Genomic DNA, 25,392 nt, shown 5'->3' on the forward strand with positions numbered 1-25,392 from the left:
ATACTGACTTGTCCTGATTTTCATTATCGAGCACACTTTAATAACTATCACTACATAATTAAGTATCACAACTATGATTGAACATAAAATTGTTGCTATTGGTGGCGGCCACGGGCTAGGACGCGTTCTCGCCGCGTTGAGTGACTTTGGCAGTCATGCAACAGGAATTGTTGCAACTACGGATAATGGAGGCTCTACAGGCCGTATACGCGAATGCCAAGGCGGTATTGCTTGGGGAGATACTCGTAATTGTATCAATCAACTAATTATGGACCCTTCAATCAGTTCGATGATGTTTGAGTATCGTTTTAAAGGTCAAGGTGAACTGCATGGGCACAATCTAGGTAATTTAATGCTAACAGCGTTGGATAACTTAAGTGTTCGCCCATTAGATGCGATTAATCTAATTCGTGACATGCTAAAAGTAGAAACCCATATTATCCCAATGTCCGAGCACCCATCGGATTTGGGCGCATTAACCTCAGACTTACGAAAAATATCTGGCGAAACCAATGTCGATGAAATGGATGAACTTCCTTTACGCTTGTTTCTCGACCCTGAAGTACCAGCAACACTTGAAGCTATTGATGCTGTCAAACAAGCGGATTTAATATTACTTGGACCGGGAAGCTTTTTAACCAGCATCATGCCACCTCTTTTACTTCCAGGCATCGGAAAAGCCATTAATTCAAACAAAAAAGCCAAAGTCGTTTTTATTGATAATCTATCTAAAGAATTTGGTCCAGCAGGTAAAATGGATCATAGAATGATGCTTGAATGGTGTGAACGAGCATGTTCAGGACGAAAGGTAGATATAATCCTAACAGATAAAGAGTTACATGAATTGCAGCAAGAATACGATTGCAAAAAGACTGATCTCGCATCGCCAAATCATGATTGGCGACACGATAGAGAAAAGTTAAAAGATGCGATTATTGACCTACTTAAGTAAAAGTTCTCGATAAGCAATCTCAGTTTGACGCGCAATGTCTACAAATTCAGAAATATTGCGCTCAACCCATTTTTCTTGTTTCTGTTTTGCTTTTTCTTCAATATGAATTGCCATTGTTGCAAGCTTATCTGCACCAAAACTGCCCGCACTACTCTTAAGACAATGGCTAATTTCTCTTACTTTATCAATTTCAGGATGACTACTAAGCGCCCCAATAAAATCATCTAACTCATCACAAAAAATACCAAAAAGCACAGGGATATTTTCATCTCCAACTTCCTGCATTAATTGATTTACAGCGATTTGATTAACATACTGACTCACGATAGTCCCCTTATCTTTCATTCCAAGACTGTAGTTTTCTATATATTGTAGAAGGACTAACCTCTAATTGCTTAGCGGCTTGTGGAATGTTCCCACCACATAGTTCAATTGCGTTTTCAATGATCTGTTTTTCAGATTGCCATAACGGAATAATAGTCTCTTGATCTTTACTATCTAAGATCCTATTACTAGGCAGAATAGATTCTGTAGGCTTAGTTGAATCGCTTATAGATACATTAGATGCAATATTTACACCACTCTTACTATCTAACGATAATGGAGGAGGAAGCATAGATAATTCGACTTCCTTTCCTTTATTTAATACAACAACATTCCTAATCACATTTTGTAATTGTCGTACATTTCCAGGCCAATCGTAATTCAAAAACCTATCGACAACCTCAGGACTAAATGTGATAAATTCACGACCTTCCTCATGTGAAAAGTGCCCAAGGATTGAGTGACCAATTTCAATAATATCATTTCCTCTGTCTCTTAAAGGAGGCAATGTTAAGGGAATAACATGCAAACGATAATATAAATCCTCTCTAAATCGACCTGCTTGTACTTCTAACCAAGGGTCTCGGTTTGTTGCACAAACAAATCGAACATCTACTCGACTCATTTTAGAAGAACCTACTTTTTGGAAGGTTCCGGTTTGAATAAATCGCAATAATTTGGTCTGTAAATCCAAATCCATTTCACACAATTCATCCAAAAATAAAGTCCCCCCATCAGCTTGTTCGGCAGCACCTTTTCGATCAACTGAGGCACCAGTAAATGCACCTTTAACATGACCAAAAAGCTCACTTTCAATTAAATCTTTTGGAATTGCTGCACAGTTAATAGCGATAAAAGGCCCGTCTCCACGCTTACTAGCCGCATGAATGGCTTCTGCACACACCTCTTTACCTGTCCCTGATTCACCAGTAATAAATACCGTTGCTTTACTTGGTGCGGCGGAATCTATCGTGCGATAAACCTGATGCATTTGAGAGCTACTACCAATAAACCCTTGATACTGTTTATTGCTATCTTTAGGGTTCTCTTGGAATTCTTTCTGGTCTTTTTGCGCACGTCGTAATGCGTTATTTACCGTAACCCTCAAACGGTCAGCTTCACATGGTTTAATTAAGAAATCTTGAGCGCCTAGTTGCATTGCTTCTACTGCAGCATCAATTGAGCCATGAGCCGTCATTAATACCACAGGAATACTTTGGTTATCTTTGCGAATTTCAGCCAATACATCAAAACCAGTCATATCAGGCAGACGTAAATCTAGCAACACCAGATCTGGGGTTCTTAATTTTATTTTCTCAATAGCTTCAACACCTTTAGCGACGACATCAATATCAAAACCTAACGGGTTTAAATAAGAACGATATAACGCAGCAACGGAAGCGGTATCTTCTACCATTAACAAATATTTTTTTTGTATCATCAAATCCAACTTGAAGGTAAAACACGACTGATGTTTGCATTATGCAATCACGATTCGCAAAACGCAATTTGCAAAATGCAAAAAAGAATGACTTTGCGCACTATTTAGGCTTATTTAGCTTATTTTTACGGGTAAAAAAGTTGGCACGCTCCCTGCAATAGGTATATTGACCCTTTAAGCCAAAGGGTCACCTAGCCAACTGACGTTGTTAGTGAAATTTACTTTCACATGAACAATAAAGCCAACCGGGATATTGCGGTTGGCTTCTTTTTTTCTGCTATAAAATCAACAACTAACTATTCGCTATAAATTGCTTCCTTAAATTATCAATTTCATCTCGAACTTGTGCTGCTTGCTCAAATTCCAAATCTTTAGCATGCTGATACATCTTACTTTCTAACTTCTGAATCACCTTTTCTAACTGCTGTGGTGACATAGAGCTGTAACCAGCACCTTCTTCTGCAACTTCAGATAATTTGATCTTAGGTGCAACAACTTTACGTTTATTTTTAGTCATATCACCCAATTCAAGAATATCGGCAACATCTTTCTTAAGCGCTTGTGGAACAATACCTAATGCTTCATTGTGCAAACGTTGCTTCTCTCTTCGCCTTTCCGTTTCACCAATGGCTTTTTCCATTGAGCCAGTGATCTTATCGGCATAAAGAATGGCTTTACCTTCTAAGTTACGTGCAGCACGACCAATCGTTTGAATTAACGAACGTTCAGAACGTAAAAATCCTTCTTTATCTGCATCTAAAATCGCAACCAATGAAACCTCAGGCATATCCAAACCTTCTCGAAGTAAGTTAATCCCAACAAGAACATCAAACTCGCCTAAACGTAAATCACGAATAATTTCAACACGTTCAACTGTATCAATATCTGAGTGAAGGTAACGAACTTTAACACCATGCTCATCAAGGTATTCAGTTAGATCTTCAGCCATACGCTTGGTTAGTGTCGTAACCAATACTCTCTCACTATTTTTAGTTCGAATACGAATTTCAGATAGCAAATCATCCACTTGTGTCGCAACAGGGCGAACCTCAATGATTGGATCCAATAACCCAGTTGGGCGCACCACCTGCTCGGCAATCTCTCCATCTGATTTTTCTATCTCATATTTACCAGGAGTCGCTGAAACATAAATAGTTTGAGGGGCTAATGCTTCAAATTCTTCAAAACGCAACGGGCGATTGTCTAATGCCGATGGCAATCTAAATCCATACTCCACTAGGTTTTCTTTACGTGAACGGTCCCCTTTGTACATGGCACCAATTTGAGAAACGGTAATATGAGATTCATCGATAATTAATAAGCCATCTTGTGGTAAATAATCAAACAGGGTTGGAGGAGCTTCACCTTCAGGACGCCCACTCAAATAACGAGAGTAGTTTTCAATCCCTGAGCAAAAGCCAAGTTCGTTCATCATTTCAATATCAAATTGAGTTCGCTGAGTGATACGCTGCTCTTCAACAAGCTTATTATTTTCTAGCAATTCTTTTTGTCTAATAGCAAGATCGACCTTGATCTTTTCGATCGCATCCAATACTTGCTCACGAGGCGTGACATAGTGCGTTTTAGGGTAGATAGTACAACGTGGCATATCTTTCGTTATGATTGACCCTGTTAGTGGATCAAACTTACTGATGCGTTCCACTTCATCATCAAACATTTCAATACGAATCGCTTCATGTTCAGACTCAGCAGGAAAAATATCCAACACTTCTCCACGAACTCGAAATGTACCTCGTTCAAAAGCCATGTCATTACGCTTATATTGCAATTCAGCTAAACGACGCAGCATATCTCTTTGATTAATAATGTCACCACGGCGTAAATGCAGCATCATACTTAAATAGGCTTTTGGATCACCTAAGCCATATATTGCTGAAACAGAAGCAATAATGATCGCATCTTTGCGTTCTAATAGTGCTTTGGTTGCTGATAAACGCATTTGCTCAATGTGTTCATTAACCGACGAATCTTTTTCAATGAACGTATCAGTTGTCGGTACGTAAGCTTCTGGTTGGTAATAATCAAAATAAGAAACAAAATATTCAACGGCATTATTTGGAAAGAAAGCTTTCATTTCACCATATAACTGTGCCGCTAATGTTTTGTTATGAGCCATAATGATCGTCGGGCGACCAGAATGAGCAATAACATTAGCAAGAGTAAATGTTTTACCTGAACCAGTAACCCCAAGTAACGTTTGATGAGCTAACCCATTTTCAAGACCTTCATTAAGTGTTTTTATCGCTTGAGGTTGATCGCCCGCAGGTTGATAATTAGATACGAGTTCATACGCACTAGACATTTTATACTGCTCCACTTTCCTACTTATTTTTATAAGTCACTACCCTATCAAATCCCTTCTCTTTTTTATAGAAACTCTTAAATAAGAAAAGTTTTCCCCAGAAAAGATTAATTTATAATCAATTTAACTTTAATCTTTATTTTTACCGTGAATAATCATTACTATTGATAAGTAAAACATATAATAATTGTAAGTCATTGATTTTTGTCGTCAGTTCTCATTGTTTATTTTACTTATTAAGTGCTGAGGCTATATTTAATCATGCTTAGAGACAGTTAACAAAGATCCATTAACATAGTTATCCACAGTTTTAGTGGATAACTACCCACAACCCTTATCGTCTTTAGCTTAAGAGAGATGTCAATCCTTTTTTACTTAAAATTGTTTTGTTGACCGCAAAATAAACGAACTCATTTTTTTTCAATTTTTAGTATTGACAGTTTTTTTTAGAATAGATAATATCACGGCCGTTTAAACGATTCCCTTTTAGTTCAGTCGGTAGAACGGCGGACTGTTAATCCGTATGTCGCTGGTTCAAGTCCAGCAAAGGGAGCCACATTTAAATGGTTAGGTTGTTGCTCTTTTTAAGCACAGCGTGACTATATAAAAAGTTAATTCCTCTTTAGTTCAGTTGGTAGAACGGCGGACTGTTAATCCGTATGTCGCTGGTTCAAGTCCAGCAAGAGGAGCCACTTTTAAAAGCCTTGTCTAACGACGAGGCTTTTTTTTTACTTAAAATATTAAAAACCTATTCTTTCTAAGGTTGTTATCACGCGCTTAAAGTCCGATAATAACCAGATCATCTATTATCATAAAAATCATTGGCATGACTGAGTATCTCTTACTACTTATTGGTACCGTTCTAGTAAACAACTTTGTACTAGTTAAGTTCTTAGGACTTTGTCCATTTATGGGCGTTTCTAAAAAACTAGAAAGTGCTATCGGAATGGGCCTAGCGACCACATTTGTTCTTACCTTAGCATCAGTATGTTCGTACCTTGTCGAAACATATATTTTATCTCCGCTAGGAATTGAATACCTTAGAACAATGAGCTTCATTCTTGTTATTGCTGTTGTTGTGCAATTTACTGAAATGGTAGTACACAAAACAAGCCCGACGTTATATCGCGTGCTGGGTATTTTCTTGCCGTTAATTACAACTAACTGTGCGGTTCTTGGTGTCGCTTTACTTAATGTAACTGAAAATCATAATTTCGTAGAATCTATTATCTATGGTTTTGGTGCTGCCGTTGGTTTTTCTTTAGTACTTATCTTATTTTCTGCAATGCGTGAACGAATTGCTGCTGCCGATGTACCTTTGCCTTTTAAAGGTGCTTCTATTGCGATGATCACTGCAGGTTTAATGTCTTTAGCCTTTATGGGCTTTACTGGTTTAGTGAAATTATAAACATGAGTTCAATCTTAATTGCTGTTATAGCTATTGCTGCTCTTGCCCTAGTATTTGGCTTAATACTGGGGTTTGCATCAATTAAATTCAAAGTTGAGTCCGACCCTATTGTCGAACAAATCGATGCGATTCTTCCTCAAACCCAATGTGGCCAATGTGGCTACCCCGGTTGCAAGCCCTACGCTGAAGCTATCGCAAATGGCGATATGATAAATAAATGTCCTCCAGGCGGTCAGGCTACTATCGAAAAACTTGCTGATCTAATGGGAGTTGACGTTCCTAGCTCAGCTCACGATGAAGAAAAAAGCATTAAAAAAGTCGCTTTTATTCATGAAGATATGTGTATTGGATGTACTAAATGTATTCAGGCTTGTCCTGTTGATGCCATTGTTGGTGGAACAAAAGCCTTACATACCGTTATTGAATCGGAATGTACTGGATGTGATTTATGTGTCGCTCCATGTCCAACAGACTGTATTGAGATGATCCCTGTAAAAACAACACCTGATAATTGGAAATGGGATTTAAACACTATCCCTGTTGTAAATATTTCTACAGACCAACCTTCTAAATCATCGGAGCTGTAATACATGTTGTCCATTATCGAACAAATTAAACAAGGCCAACTGTGGGACTTTCACGGTGGTATTCATCCTGAAGAAAATAAAATAATCTCTAATCAGGCTGCAATTCAACACGCGGGGATCCCTTCTCAACTTGTTCTTCCCTTAAAACAGCACATTGGTGGAAAAGGTGACATTCTCGTCTCAGTTGGCGATGTAGTATTAAAAGGCCAACCTCTAACACAAGGCAATATTGCTATGTGTGTTCCTGTTCATGCCCCAACATCAGGAAAAATCACAGCTATTGAGCCTCGCACTGTAGCGCATCCATCAGGATTAACTGACCTCTGCATAGTAATCGAATCTGATGGTGAAGATCGTTGGATTGAAGAGCGTACACCAATTGATGACTTTACATCAGTAGACCCTATCGAACTTATCGAGAGAATCCGTCAATCTGGTATATCAGGAATGGGTGGTGCTGGTTTCCCTACTAGCCGTAAGATTCAAAGTGGTATCGGCAAAGCTGAAATGCTCATTATCAACGCAGCTGAATGTGAACCTTACATCACTGCAGATGATCGTTTAATGCGAGAGCATGCTGAAGAGATCATTGATGGTATTAAGATCCTACAACACGTTCTAACACCAAAAGTGTGTATCATTGCTATTGAAGATAACAAACCAGAAGCCGTAAAAGCACTTAACCAAGCCGTTAATGACCATGACAATATCATTATTCGAGTCATACCAACCAAATATCCATCTGGTGGTTCACGTCAACTGACAAAAATCATTACAGGACAAGAAGTACCTGCTAATGGCCGCTCAACAGATATTGGGGTCATTGTTCAAAACGTCGGAACTGTATTTGCCATAAAGCGCGCTATTTGCGATGCCGAACCTCTTATTGAGCGAGTCGTTACTCTAACAGGTAACAGCATGTCAACACCAGGTAACCTGTGGGTTCGCCTAGGTACTTGTATTGATTACCTTATGGAATTAGTTGGCTATAAAGCAGATAAGAAACACCCACGTATCATCATGGGTGGTTCATTAATGGGCTTTACTTTACCCCATCAGCAAGTTCCAATTACTAAAATTACCAACTGTATTATCACACCAGATAAAAAAGAACTGCCTCTTTACAATCATGAAATGGCTTGTATTCGATGCAGTAGCTGTGCTGATGCTTGTCCAACATCATTACTTCCTCAGCAACTATATTGGTACTCAAAATCAGAAGATTATGACAAGTGTAATGAGTATCATCTTGATGACTGTATTGAATGCGGAGCTTGTGCATATGTCTGTCCTAGTGAAATACCGCTAGTTCAATATTATCGCCAAGCTAAATCAGAAATTTATTCTCGTAAACAAGATGAATTAGCGGCAGAACGCGCGAAATTACGTTTTGAAGAAAAAAATGCACGTTTGGAACGCGATAAGCTTGAGCGTGAAAATAAATTTAAGCAAGCAGCTGAAAACCGTCGCAAAGAGATGAAAACAGAGAGTAAAGGTGGTGATGATGCCATCGCTGCCGCTATTGCTCGAGTAAAAGCACAAAAAGCAGCTCAAGAATCAGGCGTAGCTGCACCAAAACCTGCAGTTGCTGCTGCAATTGCTCGCGCGAAAGCAAAACAAGCTGAGGCCGCGAAATCAGAGACTTCAGTACCTGATAATTCGGAAATGGCTAAACTACGTGAAGAACGTAAACAGCAAGCAAGAGAAAGAAAAGCAAAACTAGCAGAAGAAACAACAGTAACAGATTCAAATAAATCAGATAAAAAAGATGCAGTCGCAGCTGCTATTGCTCGTGCAAAAGCACGCAAAGCTGCACAAGAAAATAACAAGAAGGAAGAGTAACAGTGGCCTTTTTTATCACTAGCTCACCCCACGCTCATAGTAAAAAGAGCACAAAACACATTATGAAAATGGTTGCTCTTGCGACCATTCCAGGGCTATTAGCACAAACCTACTTCTTCGGTTGGGGTAATATCATACAAGTGCTTATTGCTATTTTCACAGCAATTGCATCCGAAGCCATTATTTTAAAGTTTAGAAAGAGGCCTCTAGCTCCCTATTTAAGCGATAATAGCGCTCTCTTAACAGGTCTATTATTAGCGTTAGCAATTCCACCACTCGCACCTTGGTGGGTAACCGTTATCGGTGTTGTTTTCGCTATCGTTATCGCTAAACACTTATACGGTGGTTTAGGACAAAACGTATTTAACCCTGCGATGGCTGCTTATGTTGTCTTATTGATTTCATTTCCAGTACAAATGACAACTTGGCTACCAGTAAAAGAACTACTAACAGAAAATATTAGCTTACTTGATTCACTGTGGCTTATCTTCCATGGGTTAAGCCAAGATGGTTTCTCAGTTCATCAATTAACTATGAACGTTGATGGTATGACAATGGCTACGCCATTAGATACGATCAAAACAGGATTAAAATCAGGACTTACCACCTCTGAAGTGCTTTCCTTGCCTATTTTTAATGGTTTTGCAGGTTTAGGTTGGTTATGGGTTAATGTTGGATTCTTATTAGGAGGTCTATTCCTTCTTCAACAACGCTTAATTCATTGGCATATACCGGTTAGTTTTTTAGCCAGTCTATTTATTATTAGCAGTGCATTTGCTTTATTCTCACCAGATACAGCAACATCACCACTGTTTAATCTGTTTTCTGGCGCAACCATGCTAGGGGCATTTTTTATTGCTACGGATCCTGTTTCCGCAGCGACAACACCAAAGGGCCGTTTATATTACGGAGCTCTAATTGGTGCTTTAGTTTATATCATACGAACTTGGGGAGGTTTCCCTGATGGCGTAGCTTTTGCGGTTTTATTAGCAAATATGTGCGTTCCATTAATTGATTACTACACCAAACCAAGAACTTACGGCCATACTAAAGGATAAAACAATGCTAACCACAATGAAAAAAAGTAGCCTTGTTTTGGCTCTGTTTGCGATAGCAGCAACGGCACTAGTTACCATTACTTATGCATTAACTAAAGATCAAATTGCGTATCAACAGCAACAGCAATTATTGTCAGTTCTCAATCAAGTTGTTCCTAAAGAGCAACATGATAACGAACTATACAAGGCTTGTATTCTGGTGAAAAATAACGATGCCTTAGGTTCAAAACAAGCTATGCCAATTTACCTTGCTTCATTAAATGGTAAACATTCAGGCGCAGCCATCGAGGCAATAGCGCCAGATGGATACAGTGGCAACATTAAAATTATCGTTGGTGTTGATTCAGATGCAATGGTCACAGGTGTTCGTGTTCTTTCACACCAAGAAACTCCAGGACTAGGCGATAAAATTGATATTAGAATCACTCGCTGGGTCGATGCATTTTTAGGTAAAACAGTTGAAAGTTCAGAAGATAAAAATTGGGCAGTACAAAAAGATGGTGGCCAATTTGATCAATTTACTGGCGCAACAATTACACCAAGAGCGGTAGTTAAAGCGGTAAAAAGAGCAGTTTGGTTCTATAAGACACATCAAGAAGAGCTGCTCACTCTTCCATTGAATTGTGAGACAAAATAATGGCAAATCATAAAGAATTAATTAAAAACGGTTTATGGGATAATAACCCAGCCCTAGTACAACTATTAGGCCTTTGTCCCTTACTTGCCGTCTCTGCGACTGTTACTAACGCACTTGGTTTAGGTATCGCAACCATTCTCGTATTGGTTGGCTCAAACTTAATTGTTTCTTTGGTTCGTCAGTGGATACCACAAGAAGTACGTATTCCTGTATTTGTAATGATCATTGCTTCACTAGTAACCTGTGTACAATTACTTATGAATGCCTATGCTTATGGTCTTTATTTATCTCTTGGGATATTTATCCCTCTAATTGTGACCAACTGTATTATCATTGGACGAGCAGAATCGTTTGCTTCAAAAAATGATCCCCTTCCTGCTGTTTTAGATGGATTATGGATGGGTATGGGAATGACAGCGGTCTTAGTTTTACTTGGTGCAATGCGCGAGATCCTTGGTAATGGCACTTTGTTTGATGGTGCCGATCTTCTGCTTGGTGATTGGGCAACTATGTTAAGAATTGAGCTTTTCCATGTTGATAGCCACTTCCTATTAGCTATGCTACCTCCAGGTGCATTCCTTGGTGTTGGTTTTCTTATTGCTATAAAAAATGTCATTGATAAGAAAATGGCTGATCGTCAACCTAAAGAAAAAGCAGAGATAGAACGAGTTCGTATTTCTTAACTGTAACACCATAGGTTAACCTCATATATCGTGAAAAAGAAAAGGATTTAATTGCTGTATGAATAATGTAAAACGTTTAGAAATTTTAGAGCGCTTACGTTCAGAAAATCCCAATCCTCAAACCGAACTTGAGTGGTCAACGCCATTTGAATTATTAATTGCAGTACTACTTTCCGCACAAGCAACCGATGTTAGTGTTAACAAAGCAACAAGAAAATTATATCCAGTAGCAAATACCCCACAAAACATTTTAGATCTAGGGGTAGATGGACTGAAAACATATATAAAAACCATCGGCTTATTTAATACGAAAGCAGAGAATGTCATTAAGACCTGTCGTATGCTCATTGATTTACATGGTGGAGAGATCCCTGAAGATCAAGAAGCCTTAGAAGCACTCCCTGGTGTTGGCCATAAAACAGCAAATGTTGTATTAAACACGGCTTTTGGATGGCCTACGATTGCTGTTGATACCCATATTTACCGAGTATCTAATCGCACTAAATTCGCCATGGGTAAAACGGTTAATGATGTTGAAAAGAAACTACTAAAAGTGGTTCCAAAAGAGTTCAAATTGGATGTTCACCATTGGTTAATATTACATGGTCGTTATACCTGTATCGCTCGAAAACCTCGGTGCGGTAGTTGTATGATTGAAGATTTATGTGAATTCAAAGAAAAAACTGAAGATTAATAATATATAAACTGGAGCAAGATTATGGCTAATGGACGCATTTTACATACAATGATCCGCGTGGGTAACTTAGATAAATCCATCGAATTTTATACAAAAGTAATGGGAATGGATCTTCTTCGTCAAAATACGAATGAAGAATACAAATACACACTGGCTTTTCTTGGCTATGGCGATGAATCCCAAGGTGCCGTAATTGAACTTACCTATAACTGGGGCACAGAAGAATACGACATGGGTACGGCTTTTGGCCACATTGCTATTGGTGTTGATGATATCTATGCAACTTGTGATGCAATTAAAGCTACAGGAGGCAATGTTACGCGTGAAGCAGGTCCTGTGAAAGGTGGCTCAACACATATTGCTTTTGTAAAAGATCCTGATGGTTACATGATTGAGTTAATTCAAAACAGCAGCGCATCAGCGGGATTAGAAGGTTAATAAATACCTTATAATCTATCTTGCAGTAAAAACCTGCGATCTAGGCAGGTTTTTTTATACACAAAACTTTAATTGATAATGATTCTCAGTTAGATTTATCGTGATAATGGAATTCTTAATAAACTAATTGAGGCTTTACTATGATTGAATTATGGGAAAAACATACGTTATTAGCTGAACAAGCTTTTAAGAATGAGGATTCATGGCGAACCATTCTTCATTATCAGCAAGCCTTTGCTATTTCAGAAGTACTGATAAAGAGAAATGAAGCTAGCTTAAATGACCAAATAACCATATCCGTTATCTCTTGTCATAATCTGGCTCAATTTTGGAGAAGCCAAAACGACAGTCGTTTTGAACTAAAATACCTTGAACTCGCATCCAAAAAAATATTAACACTCGTACCTCAGTGCCCACATAGCGAGTGTGAATCTTTCGTTGATAATTTAGGTTGTTGCAAGAGTGCATTATTGGATTTTATGAAACGCCACCCTAACCCATCAATTGCACGACATATACAACATATTGATACTACAGTTCAGTGTGAGTTAATTGCCAGTTTCAAATTACAATAAAAAAAGACGCCTACAATGAGGCGTCTTTTTATTACGATTTTACAACGAATAATTAGATAATTGTTCGTCCTAGAGAAATAACAACACGACGGTTTTTATTCTTACCAATCGGTGTTGCATTATCTGCGATTGGGCGACGTTCACCATAGGAATGTACACGGATACGATCAGCGGGTAAACCAATTGATTCAAAGTAATTTTGTAATTTTAACGCACGTCTTTCTGACACTTGTTGGTTCACATTTTTTCCACCACTAGAATCGGTATAAGTGGCAACTAATACTAAATCAACATCTTTCGTGTATTTAATGAAATCAGCAATTTGAGATAAGCGCTTTTTCGATGCTTTGTTTAATTCGTCACTGTTCTTATCAAAATGCAAAATAGTGAACGAAATATCTTCAAAGCTATATGGAAGCAAATTCGCTATACACATACTAAACACATTATATTGCTCTTGAAATAAAACAGGTGATAACGCAACTTCAATCATTTGCTTAGGACTTTGCCAATCAGCATAGGTAAACGTTGGGAAACGACCACTTTCAAGCTCAGCAAGCATAGACCAAGCTGTTGGACCACCAACATAGCCATCAAATTGTTTGAAGAACTTTAAATTCAACATACTTTCCGCACCATCACCCGGCATCCAGCGAGCTGGCATAGACACAAGATTAACAGCACGAGTTTCACCCATTGGGCGGTTCATTTTTAGTTCAAAATCCAGATTCATCTTCTTGTTAGCATAAGATGAAAACTGTGCACTACCATAATTAGGAATGTTATGAGACAAACGACACTCTAAAGGCGAGTTTTCTAACATCGTCCACTTCGATTGCTCTGGCTTAGCGACATAATTCTTATTTGCTAATACAGGAGTAGCAATCAAAGAGCTCACTAATAAAGCAGATGTAACAAATATTTTTTTCATAATACCTAAATCTATGGGTCATGCCGTTGACGATGCTATTAATAAAGCAATAATTAGACCAATAATTACTTACAACTGGCCAGTTTCAGTTAGATACTAATAAATATATCTCTATCACACCTTATTTACAGTTTTTATGCTACGGATAATCTGTAATAATAGTCATAACATTTTCTTACGTACCGAATGATGACTGAAGTAGAACAACACAATTTATTAAAAAACCGTTTTCGTGGCTATTTTCCTGTAGTTATTGATGTTGAAACAGCAGGTTTTAATGCTAAAACTGATGCATTACTTGAGATTTGTGCTGTTACTCTCGCGATGGATGAGCAAGGTAATTTAAAACCTGCTACCACCATTCACTTCCATGTCACTCCTTTTGAAGGTGCTAATATTGAAAAAGAAGCACTTGAATTTAATGGTATACGTGACCCATTTAGCCCATTACGTGGTGCTGTTACTGAAGACGTTGCATTAAAAGAAATCTTTAAACTTGTCCGTAAAGAACAAAAACAACACGATTGCCAACGCGCAATAATGGTTGCTCATAACGCTCATTTTGATCATAGCTTTGTTATGGAAGCCGCAGCACGAACAAAATTAAAACGCATTCCTTTTCACCCATTTTGCACCTTTGATACAGCGGCAATCAGTGGTCTTGCACTAGGTCAAACTGTATTGGCAAAAGCGTGTAAAACAGCAGGAATGGATTTTGATGGAAAAGAAGCTCATTCAGCTCTTTATGATACAGAAAAAACGGCAGAGTTATTCTGTCGTATTGTGAATAAATGGAAAGATCTTGGTGGCTGGCCTGTAATGCCAGAACCAGAAAACAATACTAATAATAATTAATTGGCTAATTGCTAACTACATAATAATTTACAGGGAACTAAACACAATGAATCCAATCATTCTTTCTGTTTCAGTTATGCTTATCCTTGCTTTGCTTAGAGTTAACGTTGTTGTTGCCTTAACATTTAGCGCACTAATCGGTGGATTAGTAGGTGGATTATCATTATCTGAAACCATTTCAGCTTTCGAAGGTGGTCTAGGTGGCGGTGCAACAATTGCATTAAGTTACGCTATGCTAGGCGCTTTTGCTGTTGCTATTTCAAAATCAGGCGTGACTGATTTACTTGCTCACAGTGTGATCAAACGTATAAATGGTAAAGAAAATATCCACGCTGCAACTGGTGTAAAATATTTACTATTATGCTTGATACTTCTAGTGACGATTTCATCTCAAAACGTAGTGCCAGTGCATATTGCCTTTATTCCAATTTTGATCCCGCCACTACTTCAAGTATTTAACAAACTAAAGCTAGATCGTCGTTTAATTGCTTGTGTACTAACTTTCGGTTTAGTGACACCTTATATGATTTTACCTGTCGGTTTTGGTGGTATTTTCTTAAACAACATCCTGCTTAAAAACCTTCATGATAACCATTTAGATGTACTTGCAAGCCAAGTACCACTAGCAATGGCTTTACCAGCGCTTGGCATGGTTGTTGGCTTATTAATCGCCGTATTTATTTCATACCGTAAGCCAAGAACATATGCTGAAGTTGATAACTCTGAGTTAACAGCAACATCAGCAGAGCCTACATTTAATAAACGCCATATCCAAATATCTATTTTAGCCATCATTGCAGCTCTATCGGTTCAGTTATACGCAGGTTCAATGATCATTGGTGCTCTTGCTGGTTTCATGGTGTTTACTTTTGGTGGCGTGATCGCTTGGAAAGAAACGCAAGATGTATTCACTCGTGGTGTTCACATGATGGCAATGATTGGCTTTATTATGATTTCAGCCGCAGGCTTTGCCGCAGTAATGAAAGCCACAGGTGGTGTAGAAACCCTAGTTCAGGCTCTATCTACCTCTATTGGTGATAATAAACCATTAGCCGCCCTACTTATGCTAATTGTCGGCCTATTAGTTACAATGGGAATCGGTTCTTCATTCTCAACCATTCCAATTATTGCAACGATCTATGTTCCTCTTGCTATTGCTTTTGGTTTTTCACCAATGGCAACCATTGCACTTGTTGGTACAGCTGCAGCACTTGGTGATGCTGGTTCTCCAGCCTCAGATTCAACATTAGGTCCAACATCAGGCCTAAATTCTGATGGTCAACATGAACACGTTTGGGAAACCGTTGTACCTACATTTTTGCATTATAACTTGCCGTTAATTATCTTCGGATGGATTGCAGCAATGGTCCTGTAATGTAATTAAATTGCATTTTTATTTAAAAAAACGTTAAAACGGCAGATGTTTCTGCCGTTTTTTTGCATAAAGATCAAAAAAATACCCCTTTATCTCTTTGTTTGAACGTATCTTTAACTGATACAGTTGCTATACTCTGCCATTGTTTAATCACCACCTATAATCTTGTATGAAATTAATTAAGCTTTCTTCATTTCTTATCATTGACGACAGCACTGTCATTCAAAATGCGCTTAGAGCATTACTCAGTCGTATAGGTGTTCCAACCAACAATATTTCATGCTGTCCAACAGCAGGTGCAGCTGTTGGTAACTGTAAACGTCAGAAATTTGATGTGTTATTTGTCGATCATAATTTAGGTCACGGTAGCACTGGCCTACAGATGCTAGAGCAACTTAAGTTACTACGTCTTATCACGGACAACACGCTTATCTATATCGTCACGGGCAATGAAGACCCACAAATTGAGCTAGCATACAGTGATTACATGCCAGCTAAATACATTCAAAAGCCTATTCGTCCTGAAGAAATTATAAAAGTCATTAATCATGATTTGATTAAACGCCAATTTTCTACTGGGATGATTGCCGCGTATACAAAAGATGGATTAACCGGTGTTAAACCCTTAATCTTTCAAGCTCCTAATAAAGTGATCCTAAAAGATTCAATGCTGAAATTGGCATCACGTCTAATTAAAGTAAACCGTCTTCAAGAAGCATTAAGTGTCAATAAAGCCTTACTTTCAATTATCAAAGAATCTATCGAAGCCGATATTCAATATGCTGAAATACTATTAGCTAAAAAAGAATACGAACAAGCAAATCAGCATATCGATGGCCTGCTACAAAAAAACAAAGATAATCTGCAGTTAATTGATCTAAAAGCTGAAGTTTCTTTTGCAAGAGAAGATATTGGAATCGCAGCTCGATTTTGGAAAAGAGGCTTTGAACTCTCCCCCTATTCATACATTCGCTTCTGCAAACTCGTTTGGTCTTTACTTGCAAGAGGTGAAAAATACGACGCTTTTGATCTACTCACTAAATACGCTTATCTGTTACCAAACTCTGCATTTGATTCCGCAGGTAAACGAGCCATGGCGGCGTGGGGCGATTTATATTTAGCTTCTGAAGACATCCTTCAAGAGTGGTCACCAGAAAGTGCATGGCAACGCGTAAGTGCCAAATTAAAAGGACGTCTACGTGGGATCCCGTGTATTGCAGCACAACGAGCACTGTCTGCATTATTTCAATTAAAAATTAATCGATACGGTGAAGCAAATCGACACATATCAGATATTCAAATAAACGATATTGCTGATTATGAAACTGCATTCATTGTATATCTTGTTTATTGTGAAATGAAACTAGACGATGAAAAGGCTCAGTTAGAAGAAAAATGGTTAACTAAACTACAGAAAGGAACATCGACTCTAGCTCAGTTACAAACGATGGCATTCATAAAACAACAAAAATCATCGTCTTCGTTTTAATAGAAATTAGCCAAATAAAAAAAGCCACGTTTAATAACGTGGCTTTTTTATGAAAATATTTTAATTATTCAGCCGCTGGTGCGTTACGCTCTGCCGCTTCTTTAATTAATGGCTGAAGTTCACCCTTTTGAAACATCTCAATGATAATGTCACAGCCACCAACTAATTCACCTTCAACCCATAATTGTGGGAATGTAGGCCATTGTGCGTATGCTGGAAGCTCTGCACGAATATCAGGGTTTTGTAGAATATCTACGTACGCAAATTTCTCACCACAGTTCATTAGAGCTTGTGCAGCTTGAGAAGAGAAACCACAGCTAGGTAGTTTAGGAGAACCCTTCATGTATAAAAGGATGTGGTTTTCAGAAATTTGTTGTTTGATCTTATCGATAGTTTCCATTGTATCCTCTAATGGTCGACATTTAAGTTGTATCCATTCTACTTGTTATGTGTGAAGAAAAAAATACCTATTATTTGTAGTGTTATTATTTATTGAAAAATCGGTACTTTTTCTTTAAATAAACTTAAAACTTGCTAGAATCAAAGCGAAGTCAGATAAGCTCTAATTATAATTGAGCACATATTTTTGGAAAATTAATGAGGCATAGACCTCTTTTAAATGGAGACACGAGCGATGTCATTTGAATTACCAGCTCTACCGTATGCAAAAGATGCACTAGAACCACATATCTCAGCAGAAACACTGGATTTCCACCATGGTAAGCACCACAACACATACGTTGTTAAACTAAACGGTCTTATTCCTGGTACTGAGTTTGAAGGCAAAACATTAGAAGAGATCATTAAAACTTCTACAGGTGGTGTTTTTAATAACGCAGCTCAAATCTGGAACCACACATTCTACTGGCACTGTTTAGCTCCAAACGCTGGTGGCGAACCAACTGGTGCTGTAGCAGAAGCTATCAATGCTGCATTTGGTTCTTTTGAAGAATTTAAAGCTCAATTCACAGATTCAGCAATCAATAACTTTGGTTCTTCTTGGACTTGGTTAGTGAAAAAAGCGGACGGTTCTCTAGAAATCGTTAACACGTCTAACGCAGCAACACCACTAACAGAAGAAGGCACAACGCCACTTCTAACAGTTGACCTGTGGGAACACGCTTACTACATCGATTTCCGTAATGTTCGTCCTGATTACATGGGTGCATTCTGGAATCTTGTAAACTGGTCTTTCGTAGAAGAAAACCTAGCAAAATAATTTTCGAATTATAAATAGACGCTCCTTGCGGCTAAATGTTCAAAGGTCAGTTTTTATACTGGCCTTTTTTTTGTTTTCCGTTGCGGTAACTCTTTGCCCTATTTCTAAAAATAATTTAAAAAACGGCAATTTTTTTCCTAAAAAGACTAAAGCTTTCCAATCCCTTACCGATAAATAGTTATCACCAAGAGGATTGATTCATGAAAGTACATACATTAGACAAAGCAGAATTAATTAGCGAAGTTCAATTTGGCTCGAACCTAAACCATGCTGTAGAAGCTGGTCGTCGTGCTGATTTCGCTTTAATGATGTCGTTACTATCTAATGACTTACGTGAAAACACGCCTGTTGAAAAAATTAACGAGAAAAAAGTAACTGAAGATCTATTACGTCAACGCTTTCAGCTAGCTGATGCTCAAACACTACGTAGTAATGAAGAAAGCTATTCTCGTTCTGCTGCTCAAGCTTATCAATTCCACAACGGTGGAATAGCAAGCGCTAAGCTGCAACATGGTCTAGCACCGGATGCAATGGCTTATATGCCACAAGATACTTGTGACCTACCTGAAGAAATTTATCACAACCTATCAGGCCACCAACGTCGTCAGTTAGAATCAGGTAATGAGATTTTTAATGCTATTCCACAAGATCTTTATAATGAACTTGTAACCGCTAAGCGCCATTCTGAAATGAATTTTTATGTTTAATATGGCATTACATTAATACCATATTAGCCATTAACAGTTTTAACTTCCCCTTCTCATTAATCATTGAGCAATATGTGAGTTAGTGCATAATTCACAATATTGATTGATATTTAATCATCATTTAAAGCCCATCTCACAGCAGATGTCATATTTCTATTCCATTATTAAAGCATCGAGTAACTAACGCTATTAAAGCAATTCATGCTCTAAGGAAAGAATGCTATGCAAATAAAACATTCAACCATACTGATCACATCAGCTGGAAATGTTATGGGTCGTTCCATTTCATGTCATTTCGCTTCTCTTGGCGCTTATTTAATCATTACAGATTCTGATGCAGAAGCGTTAAATGAAACGCATCATTTTTGCAGTCAATTAACATCCAATATTGTCAGCTATCAACTAGAAGACCAAAGCCAAGAAAGCATTCGCCATCTGTTTCATGCCATCGATAATGAGTTTAATAACGGCATAGACGTACTAATCAATAACTATACTGCTGTGACGTTACCAAGCTTGCTGGATTCACAGAGTCAAAATAGTCCATTCCAACTCACAGAGTTAGCAACAACGTTATTCACCTATGGCCAATTTGCCGCTCAAAATATGCGATCTCATAAGAAAGAAGGCGTAATTATTAACCTTGGCTATCACAATGATTTAGCGCATTTGCACCAAGCAGATAACTCCACAGCACTTTTAGCAGGATTAACTAAGAGTTGGGCTAAAGAGCTGAATCCATTCAAAATAAGAATTGGTGGAGTAACACCAAGAATAACAAATAATGATACCGTGCCTAATCTAAGTACCATCAATCAAGAACTGATAAAAAACACTGAATACATTCTTGCTAATGAGTACTTTAGTGGTCGAATTATTGAAGCAACAGCTTAGTAATTTAATACCAATCTGAATAAGCAGTGAGATGAACGGTCAGGTACTTATTTAAATTAGTATTATCAGTTCAATAACATTTTTAAACACAAACCTCTAGATGCAAAAAAGCCACCTAAGACTAGGTGGCTTTCTTATTTATCACTTTCAAATTGCTAGTGAAAGTAACTCAGCGTTTAGCAATCAATTATTTCTTTGCTTTTTTCGCTTTTGGCTCTTCAGTTTTTTTAATTACTGTTGTGCCTTCAAACGTTTCACCTTCAACAAAAGGTTTACCGTAGTAAGAAGTTGTTAGTACTTCTTTTAGCTCTGTGATTAGAGGGTAACGTGGGTTCGCACCAGTACATTGGTCATCGAACGCTTCAACAGATAGTTCATCTAGTTTAGCGATGAAGTCTGCTTCGTTAACACCTGCATCTTTGATAGATAGTGGAATATCTAAATCTTTCTTAAGCTCTTCTAACCAAGTTAGTAGACGCTCAATCTTCTGAGCAGTACGGTCACCAGCTTGGCTTAGGCCTAGGTGGTCAGCAACTTCTGCGTAACGACGACGAGCTTGTGGACGGTCGTATTGAGAGAATGCTGTTTGTTTAGTTGGGTTATCGTTCGCGTTGTAACGTACAACGTTTGAGATAAGTAATGCGTTCGCTAAACCGTGTGGTAAGTGGAACTCAGCACCGATTTTGTGAGCCATTGAGTGACACACACCTAGGAATGCGTTAGCAAACGCGATACCAGCGATAGTTGCAGCATTGTGTACTTTCTCACGAGCGATTGGGTCGTTCGCACCATTTTTGTAGCTTGATGGTAAGTATTCTTTAAGCATCTTAAGAGCTTGAAGCGCTTGACCGTCAGAGTATTCGTTAGCAAGAACAGATACGTAAGCTTCTAATGCGTGAGTTACTGCATCGTAACCACCAAATGCTGTTAGAGACTTAGGCATGTTCATTACTAGGTTAGCATCAACGATTGCCATGTTTGGCGTAATTTCGTAATCAGCTAGTGGGTATTTAGCACCAGTTTTGTCGTCTGTAACAACAGCGAATGGAGTAACTTCTGAACCCGTACCTGAAGTTGTAGTGATACATACAAGCTCAGCTTTTTTACCCATTTTAGGGAACTTGTAAATACGTTTACGGATATCCATAAAGCGCATTGCTAGTTCTGCGAAGTGAGTTTCTGGGTGCTCGTACATTACCCACATAATCTTAGCAGCATCCATTGGTGAACCACCACCTAGAGCAAGGATTACGTCAGGTTGGAAGCTCTTCATTGCTTCAGCGCCTTTCTCAACAACAGATAGTGTTGGATCCGCTTCTACATCAAAGAATGTTTGAACTTCGATACCTTGAGCTTTAAGTAGTTGAACTACGTCATCAGCGTAACCGTTGTTGAATAGGAAACGGTCAGTTACAAGGAATGCACGTTTCTTACCTTCTAGGTCGCTCATTGCGATTGGAAGGCTGCCACGACGGAAGTAGATAGACTTAGGTAGTTTGTGCCATAACATATTTTCAGCTCGCTTCGCTACAGTTTTCTTGTTGATAAGGTGCTTAGGACCCACGTTCTCAGAGATAGAGTTACCACCCCATGAACCACAACCAAGAGTTAGAGAAGGTGCAACGTTGAAGTTGTAAAGGTCACCGATACCACCGTGAGTAGTTGGGATGTTTACAAGAATACGTGCTGTTTTTAGTTTGTCACCGAAGTAACGGATACGGTCAGCGTTAACGTCTTGGTTAGTGTACAGACCAGATGTGTGGCCGATACCGCCAATTTCTACCATTTTAACTGCTTGGTCTACCGCGTTCTCAAAAGAAGACGCACGGAACATACCTAGAGTTGGAGACAGTTTCTCATGAGCGAATTCGTCATCGTAAGATACTTCACCGATACCTTCACCAACAAGGATCTTAGTATCAGCTGGAACTTTAACACCAGCCATTTCAGCGATAGCTGTTGCAGGTTGACCTACGATGTTTGCGTTTAGGTTACCGTCGATAAGTAGAACTTTACGAACTTTATCTGCTTCAGCTTTAGATAGTACGTAACCTTTGTGAGAAGCAAAACGCTCTTTAACTTCGTCGTATACTTCATCCATTACGATTACAGCTTGCTCAGAAGCACAAACTACACCGTTATCGAATGTTTTAGACATAAGAACAGAAGCTACAGCACGTTTAACATCAGCTGTATCATCGATAACAACAGGAACGTTACCAGCACCAACACCGATTGCAGGTTTACCTGAAGAGTAAGCTGCTTTAACCATGCCTGGACCACCAGTAGCAAGGATAAGAGCGATACCGTCGTGCTTCATTAGTGCATTAGAAAGTTCTACAGATGGTTGGTCAATCCAACCGATGATGTCTTTTGGAGCACCAGCTGCAACCGCTGCGTCTAAAACAAGTTTCGCTGCATCATTAGTAGAGTTTTTCGCACGTGGGTGTGGCGAGAAAATGATACCGTTACGAGTTTTTAGAGAGATTAGAGATTTGAAGATTGCAGTAGATGTTGGGTTAGTTGTTGGAACGATACCACAGATAATACCTACAGGTTCTGCGATAGTCATTGTTCCTAGGTTATCGTCTTCTTCAAGAATGCCACATGTTTTTTCATCTTTATATTTATTGTAGATGAACTCTGATGCGAAGTGGTTTTTGATAACCTTATCTTCAACGATACCCATGCCAGACTCAGCAACCGCTTGTTGTGCTAGCGGGATACGAGCTTGGTTAGCTGCTAGAGATGCTGCACGGAAGATTGCATCAACTTGCTCTTGAGAAAAAGTTGCGAACTCTTCTTGTGCTGCTTTAACGCGTGCTACTAGAGCATCTAATTCAGCTAGGTTAGTTACAGGCATAGTGTTTCTCCTAAAATTAAAAAACTATATAAATCATTAAAAACTATTTAGTAAGAACTTTGATTTTTTATTTCATTTGTATAACAAGACCGAAAATTCCCTTCACGTTCTCGTTGTACTTTCTTAGTAAATTGCTTTCAAAACTGATTATATTCTTTCACATTTTTAAAAGTATTGATTCAGATCAGTTATCGGAAAATATTTACCACTTTCGGCTTACCCCTTACGGATAGCACATTTAAAAAGTGATTTATATCACATACTTAATGCAAAAATAGAAGCACTTCAAACATTCAACTCTTAACGAATCAGTCAATAGCAGAAAACCAAACTGTAATAAAATTACATAATCGCGGCCAAAAATGACAAATTAAGGCGAATTATTCGTGCCACTAAAGAGTAGTATAACTCGTGGAAAATTCACATCATTTATATCGTGAATAATTTGCTCTAGATCACTTTATTGTAAAATTTTAGTGTTTTTAAAAAGATAGGATTAGAAATTGATTAAAAGAAATACTAGAGAGGTCAGAGTTTTTTGATTATTCTTGGTATACAGCAATAGCTTATAAATACAGATAAATGACAAAAACAAGAAAAAGCCCAATAAAACATCATCTATATACAATCATCTTTGGTACCCATACTAAAGGTGGCAGAAGATTTGATATCGCCTTAATTATTTTAATCTTATTATCACAAGCAACTTTGATATTAGATTCTATAAGCTCTGTGCGTTTACAGTATGGGGAAGTCTTATGGAAGCTTGAGTATTTATTTACTGCCATCTTCACTCTTGAGTATGTTTTGCGTCTTTATTGTTCGCCACGACCAAGCTCTTATGCAAAAAGCTTCTACGGAATTATTGATTTATTAGCGATATTACCCACATACCTAGCTCTCTTCTTCCCTAGCGCCAGCTATATAGCCATTATTCGTTTGCTTCGAGTAATGCGTATTTTCCGAATTTTAAAACTTGTTCGTTACTTGCAAGATTCAAATATTCTATTGCGCTCACTCTTAATGGCCAAACGCAAAATACTCATATTTTTTAGTACAGTTGCGATTCTTGTTTCTGTTTTTGGTTCACTAATGTTTGTAATTGAAGGACCAGAGAATGGATTTACAAGTATTCCACAAAGTATCTATTGGGCTATAGTAACAATTACTACTGTAGGATATGGTGATTTAGTGCCTCACACCCCTCTCGGCAAAGCAATTGCCTCTTTAACTATGTTATTAGGCTACTCGATACTTGCTGTACCTACGGGGATCATTACTGCGGAATTGAATCAAGAGATGAATACCCACAGAGATCTTGTTCGTTGTCCTAATTGTTTAAAAGGTGGACATGAATCAGATGCAATACACTGTAAGCATTGTGGGAGTCGGTTGCCAGAACCTGACAAAAGAATAGTGAATACTATTAATGCGAAAGAATAATAGTACTCATTTTAAAAGACGCTATTCAGAGTATAAACTTAACGAACTCTTCGACGCATGAGCATCAGAATCACTACCAAGGAACTTTGGTGCAGCAATTACTGCTAATAAAAAGAATACAGCGGCAAATGCAGCAAATTTAGTTAGAACTTGTCCTTTGGTCTTTTTCATCTTACGTCATTCTATATTTATGAAATTGTCGATAATTTACTAGACTGTTTACTTATCGACAATTTTATAAGCCACTTTTGGGATCAATGTTGCATTTGTTTTTCTTATTTACTCATTTGCCGTTATAAAAAGTACAAATAGGCCATTAATCAGAAGAAACATTCACACGAACAATATCTTGCTGGTCTTTCGAAAATTGTTTTTTTAATTCAGATTTTGATTTAAAACTGATCTCTCCGCCCTCAGCCACCGTCATATGCTGTGCATCTATATTGTATTTAGATTGATAAATCATCACGGCTTGCATACATGTGCTTCTCTGCTCAGCAGACAATGGTGTCCCATTATGCCACTTCCCTGTTTCAACTGCGTATTGTAGGTTTTTAAAAACCTCAGGAGTCATGGATTCTAATAATGTATCTATATTCATCATCTACTCTTTTATTTATAAAAATATGAACAAACGATATCTTTTCATTA

Annotated in this window: 25 protein-coding genes and 2 tRNA genes; 19 read left to right on the forward strand and 8 right to left on the reverse strand. The window is 38.1% G+C overall.

What is annotated here, in order from left to right:
- The first annotated feature begins 73 nt into the window (after positions 1-73).
- Positions 74-952: a uridine diphosphate-N-acetylglucosamine-binding protein YvcK gene (gene yvcK, locus GNP81_RS08330; protein WP_155672692.1), complete on the forward strand. Its 879-nt coding sequence runs from the start codon at positions 74-76 to the stop codon at positions 950-952.
- Here the strand turns inward: yvcK and GNP81_RS08335 are convergent.
- The 3 genes from GNP81_RS08335 to uvrB form a co-directional block, all read right to left on the reverse strand.
- Complete coding sequence (locus GNP81_RS08335; protein ID WP_336495430.1) at positions 941-1,276, reverse strand: Hpt domain-containing protein; 336 nt, start codon at positions 1,274-1,276, stop codon at positions 941-943. The genes yvcK and GNP81_RS08335 overlap by 12 nt on opposite strands.
- A 10-nt stretch (positions 1,277-1,286) precedes the next feature.
- Positions 1,287-2,717, reverse strand: a complete 1,431-nt coding sequence (luxO, locus tag GNP81_RS08340; RefSeq protein WP_155672694.1) for a quorum-sensing sigma-54 dependent transcriptional regulator LuxO — start codon at positions 2,715-2,717, stop codon at positions 1,287-1,289.
- 292 nt (positions 2,718-3,009) lie between these two features.
- Positions 3,010-5,040, reverse strand: coding sequence for an excinuclease ABC subunit UvrB (gene uvrB, locus GNP81_RS08345; RefSeq protein WP_155673436.1), 2,031 nt, complete (start codon positions 5,038-5,040; stop codon positions 3,010-3,012).
- 480 nt (positions 5,041-5,520) lie between these two features.
- On the opposite strand from uvrB, the gene GNP81_RS08350 reads away from it, so the two are divergent.
- From GNP81_RS08350 to GNP81_RS08400, 11 genes are all read left to right on the forward strand, one after another.
- Positions 5,521-5,596: transfer RNA gene (locus GNP81_RS08350), tRNA-Asn, on the forward strand.
- A gap of 60 nt (positions 5,597-5,656) precedes the next feature.
- Positions 5,657-5,732: transfer RNA gene (locus tag GNP81_RS08355), tRNA-Asn, on the forward strand.
- A gap of 134 nt (positions 5,733-5,866) precedes the next feature.
- Positions 5,867-6,448, forward strand: a complete 582-nt coding sequence (gene rsxA, locus GNP81_RS08360; protein WP_005418573.1) for an electron transport complex subunit RsxA — start codon at positions 5,867-5,869, stop codon at positions 6,446-6,448.
- A 2-nt stretch (positions 6,449-6,450) separates the two neighbouring features.
- A complete protein-coding gene (gene rsxB / locus GNP81_RS08365; RefSeq protein WP_005418571.1) occupies positions 6,451-7,035 on the forward strand; it encodes an electron transport complex subunit RsxB in 585 nt (194 codons plus the stop codon).
- Positions 7,036-7,038: 3 nt separating this feature from the next.
- Positions 7,039-8,877 (forward strand): electron transport complex subunit RsxC, encoded by a 1,839-nt coding sequence (gene rsxC, locus GNP81_RS08370; RefSeq protein ID WP_419465703.1) that lies wholly within the window; start codon positions 7,039-7,041, stop codon positions 8,875-8,877.
- Between the two features lie 2 nt (positions 8,878-8,879).
- The gene (gene rsxD, locus GNP81_RS08375; protein WP_336495397.1) at positions 8,880-9,935 is read left to right on the forward strand and encodes an electron transport complex subunit RsxD; all 1,056 of its coding nucleotides are present in this window, start codon (positions 8,880-8,882) and stop codon (positions 9,933-9,935) included.
- Positions 9,936-9,939: 4 nt separating this feature from the next.
- The gene (rsxG, locus tag GNP81_RS08380; RefSeq protein ID WP_155672074.1) at positions 9,940-10,572 is read left to right on the forward strand and encodes an electron transport complex subunit RsxG; all 633 of its coding nucleotides are present in this window, start codon (positions 9,940-9,942) and stop codon (positions 10,570-10,572) included.
- Entirely contained in the window at positions 10,572-11,255 is a 684-nt protein-coding gene (locus GNP81_RS08385; protein WP_155672075.1) for an electron transport complex subunit E, read from the forward strand. The genes rsxG and GNP81_RS08385 overlap by 1 nt, the downstream gene beginning before the upstream one ends.
- A gap of 58 nt (positions 11,256-11,313) precedes the next feature.
- Positions 11,314-11,949 carry an endonuclease III gene (gene nth / locus GNP81_RS08390; RefSeq protein WP_155673435.1) on the forward strand — a complete coding sequence of 212 codons (636 nt, stop codon included), beginning with the start codon at positions 11,314-11,316 and terminating at the stop codon, positions 11,947-11,949.
- A 24-nt stretch (positions 11,950-11,973) separates the two neighbouring features.
- Complete coding sequence (gene gloA / locus GNP81_RS08395; protein ID WP_155673434.1) at positions 11,974-12,390, forward strand: lactoylglutathione lyase; 417 nt, start codon at positions 11,974-11,976, stop codon at positions 12,388-12,390.
- A 140-nt stretch (positions 12,391-12,530) separates the two neighbouring features.
- Complete coding sequence (locus GNP81_RS08400) at positions 12,531-12,965, forward strand: DUF2753 domain-containing protein (RefSeq protein ID WP_155673433.1); 435 nt, start codon at positions 12,531-12,533, stop codon at positions 12,963-12,965.
- 52 nt (positions 12,966-13,017) lie between these two features.
- On the opposite strand, the gene motY is transcribed toward GNP81_RS08400, so the two are convergent.
- The gene (motY, locus tag GNP81_RS08405) at positions 13,018-13,896 is read right to left on the reverse strand and encodes a flagellar protein MotY (RefSeq protein WP_063643878.1); all 879 of its coding nucleotides are present in this window, start codon (positions 13,894-13,896) and stop codon (positions 13,018-13,020) included.
- Between the two features lie 189 nt (positions 13,897-14,085).
- Between motY and rnt the strand changes: the two genes are divergently transcribed.
- The 3 genes from rnt to GNP81_RS08420 all read left to right on the forward strand — a co-directional run bounded on the left by rnt (position 14,086) and on the right by GNP81_RS08420 (position 17,615).
- The gene (gene rnt / locus GNP81_RS08410) at positions 14,086-14,751 is read left to right on the forward strand and encodes a ribonuclease T (RefSeq protein WP_196587340.1); all 666 of its coding nucleotides are present in this window, start codon (positions 14,086-14,088) and stop codon (positions 14,749-14,751) included.
- Between the two features lie 46 nt (positions 14,752-14,797).
- Positions 14,798-16,126: a Na+/H+ antiporter family protein gene (locus GNP81_RS08415; protein WP_155672078.1), complete on the forward strand. Its 1,329-nt coding sequence runs from the start codon at positions 14,798-14,800 to the stop codon at positions 16,124-16,126.
- 169 nt (positions 16,127-16,295) lie between these two features.
- Positions 16,296-17,615 carry a response regulator gene (locus tag GNP81_RS08420; RefSeq protein ID WP_155673432.1) on the forward strand — a complete coding sequence of 440 codons (1,320 nt, stop codon included), beginning with the start codon at positions 16,296-16,298 and terminating at the stop codon, positions 17,613-17,615.
- A 64-nt stretch (positions 17,616-17,679) separates the two neighbouring features.
- On the opposite strand, the gene GNP81_RS08425 is transcribed toward GNP81_RS08420, so the two are convergent.
- Positions 17,680-18,015, reverse strand: a complete 336-nt coding sequence (locus GNP81_RS08425; protein WP_005418555.1) for a Grx4 family monothiol glutaredoxin — start codon at positions 18,013-18,015, stop codon at positions 17,680-17,682.
- A 234-nt stretch (positions 18,016-18,249) separates the two neighbouring features.
- On the opposite strand from GNP81_RS08425, the gene sodB reads away from it, so the two are divergent.
- From sodB to GNP81_RS08440, 3 genes are all read left to right on the forward strand, one after another.
- Complete coding sequence (sodB, locus tag GNP81_RS08430; RefSeq protein WP_005418554.1) at positions 18,250-18,834, forward strand: superoxide dismutase [Fe]; 585 nt, start codon at positions 18,250-18,252, stop codon at positions 18,832-18,834.
- Positions 18,835-19,034: 200 nt separating this feature from the next.
- Positions 19,035-19,541, forward strand: a complete 507-nt coding sequence (locus tag GNP81_RS08435) for a VC2046/SO_2500 family protein (protein WP_155673431.1) — start codon at positions 19,035-19,037, stop codon at positions 19,539-19,541.
- Positions 19,542-19,763: 222 nt separating this feature from the next.
- Entirely contained in the window at positions 19,764-20,435 is a 672-nt protein-coding gene (locus tag GNP81_RS08440; protein WP_155672081.1) for an SDR family oxidoreductase, read from the forward strand.
- A 187-nt stretch (positions 20,436-20,622) separates the two neighbouring features.
- On the opposite strand, the gene adhE is transcribed toward GNP81_RS08440, so the two are convergent.
- Positions 20,623-23,298 (reverse strand): bifunctional acetaldehyde-CoA/alcohol dehydrogenase, encoded by a 2,676-nt coding sequence (gene adhE / locus GNP81_RS08445; RefSeq protein WP_012533913.1) that lies wholly within the window; start codon positions 23,296-23,298, stop codon positions 20,623-20,625.
- 582 nt (positions 23,299-23,880) lie between these two features.
- On the opposite strand from adhE, the gene GNP81_RS08450 reads away from it, so the two are divergent.
- On the forward strand, positions 23,881-24,741 hold the full coding sequence (locus GNP81_RS08450; protein ID WP_005418550.1) for an ion transporter: 861 nt from the start codon (positions 23,881-23,883) through the stop codon (positions 24,739-24,741).
- Between the two features lie 21 nt (positions 24,742-24,762).
- Here the strand turns inward: GNP81_RS08450 and GNP81_RS08455 are convergent, their stop codons facing one another.
- A complete protein-coding gene (locus GNP81_RS08455) occupies positions 24,763-24,912 on the reverse strand; it encodes a hypothetical protein (protein WP_005418549.1) in 150 nt (49 codons plus the stop codon).
- Positions 24,913-25,057: 145 nt separating this feature from the next.
- Positions 25,058-25,342, reverse strand: a complete 285-nt coding sequence (locus GNP81_RS08460) for a YeaC family protein (protein ID WP_196587333.1) — start codon at positions 25,340-25,342, stop codon at positions 25,058-25,060.
- Positions 25,343-25,392 lie beyond the last annotated feature (50 nt).

Origin of the sequence: Aliivibrio fischeri (assembly GCF_009727955.1) — a bacterium.
In the GTDB taxonomy this organism is placed as follows: Bacteria; Pseudomonadota; Gammaproteobacteria; order Enterobacterales; family Vibrionaceae; genus Aliivibrio; species Aliivibrio fischeri_A.

Bases quoted from the DNA above. Each gene is read 5' to 3' on its own strand.
- sodB (WP_005418554.1), top strand. From the start codon at position 18,250: ATGTCATTTGAATTACCAGCTCTACCGTATGCAAAAGATGCACTAGAA.
- yvcK (WP_155672692.1), top strand. From the start codon at position 74: ATGATTGAACATAAAATTGTTGCTATTGGTGGCGGCCACGGGCTAGGA.
- nth (WP_155673435.1), top strand. From the start codon at position 11,314: ATGAATAATGTAAAACGTTTAGAAATTTTAGAGCGCTTACGTTCAGAA.
- gloA (WP_155673434.1), top strand. From the start codon at position 11,974: ATGGCTAATGGACGCATTTTACATACAATGATCCGCGTGGGTAACTTA.
- GNP81_RS08455 (WP_005418549.1), bottom strand. From the start codon at position 24,912: ATGAAAAAGACCAAAGGACAAGTTCTAACTAAATTTGCTGCATTTGCC.
- GNP81_RS08425 (WP_005418555.1), bottom strand. From the start codon at position 18,015: ATGGAAACTATCGATAAGATCAAACAACAAATTTCTGAAAACCACATC.
- luxO (WP_155672694.1), bottom strand. From the start codon at position 2,717: ATGATACAAAAAAAATATTTGTTAATGGTAGAAGATACCGCTTCCGTT.
- adhE (WP_012533913.1), bottom strand. From the start codon at position 23,298: ATGCCTGTAACTAACCTAGCTGAATTAGATGCTCTAGTAGCACGCGTT.
- GNP81_RS08460 (WP_196587333.1), bottom strand. From the start codon at position 25,342: ATGAATATAGATACATTATTAGAATCCATGACTCCTGAGGTTTTTAAA.
- GNP81_RS08415 (WP_155672078.1), top strand. From the start codon at position 14,798: ATGAATCCAATCATTCTTTCTGTTTCAGTTATGCTTATCCTTGCTTTG.
- rsxG (WP_155672074.1), top strand. From the start codon at position 9,940: ATGCTAACCACAATGAAAAAAAGTAGCCTTGTTTTGGCTCTGTTTGCG.
- GNP81_RS08400 (WP_155673433.1), top strand. From the start codon at position 12,531: ATGATTGAATTATGGGAAAAACATACGTTATTAGCTGAACAAGCTTTT.
- motY (WP_063643878.1), bottom strand. From the start codon at position 13,896: ATGAAAAAAATATTTGTTACATCTGCTTTATTAGTGAGCTCTTTGATT.
- GNP81_RS08385 (WP_155672075.1), top strand. From the start codon at position 10,572: ATGGCAAATCATAAAGAATTAATTAAAAACGGTTTATGGGATAATAAC.
- rsxA (WP_005418573.1), top strand. From the start codon at position 5,867: ATGACTGAGTATCTCTTACTACTTATTGGTACCGTTCTAGTAAACAAC.
- rsxB (WP_005418571.1), top strand. From the start codon at position 6,451: ATGAGTTCAATCTTAATTGCTGTTATAGCTATTGCTGCTCTTGCCCTA.
- uvrB (WP_155673436.1), bottom strand. From the start codon at position 5,040: ATGTCTAGTGCGTATGAACTCGTATCTAATTATCAACCTGCGGGCGAT.
- rnt (WP_196587340.1), top strand. From the start codon at position 14,086: ATGACTGAAGTAGAACAACACAATTTATTAAAAAACCGTTTTCGTGGC.
- GNP81_RS08450 (WP_005418550.1), top strand. From the start codon at position 23,881: ATGACAAAAACAAGAAAAAGCCCAATAAAACATCATCTATATACAATC.
- rsxC (WP_419465703.1), top strand. From the start codon at position 7,039: ATGTTGTCCATTATCGAACAAATTAAACAAGGCCAACTGTGGGACTTT.
- GNP81_RS08435 (WP_155673431.1), top strand. From the start codon at position 19,035: ATGAAAGTACATACATTAGACAAAGCAGAATTAATTAGCGAAGTTCAA.
- GNP81_RS08420 (WP_155673432.1), top strand. From the start codon at position 16,296: ATGAAATTAATTAAGCTTTCTTCATTTCTTATCATTGACGACAGCACT.
- GNP81_RS08440 (WP_155672081.1), top strand. From the start codon at position 19,764: ATGCAAATAAAACATTCAACCATACTGATCACATCAGCTGGAAATGTT.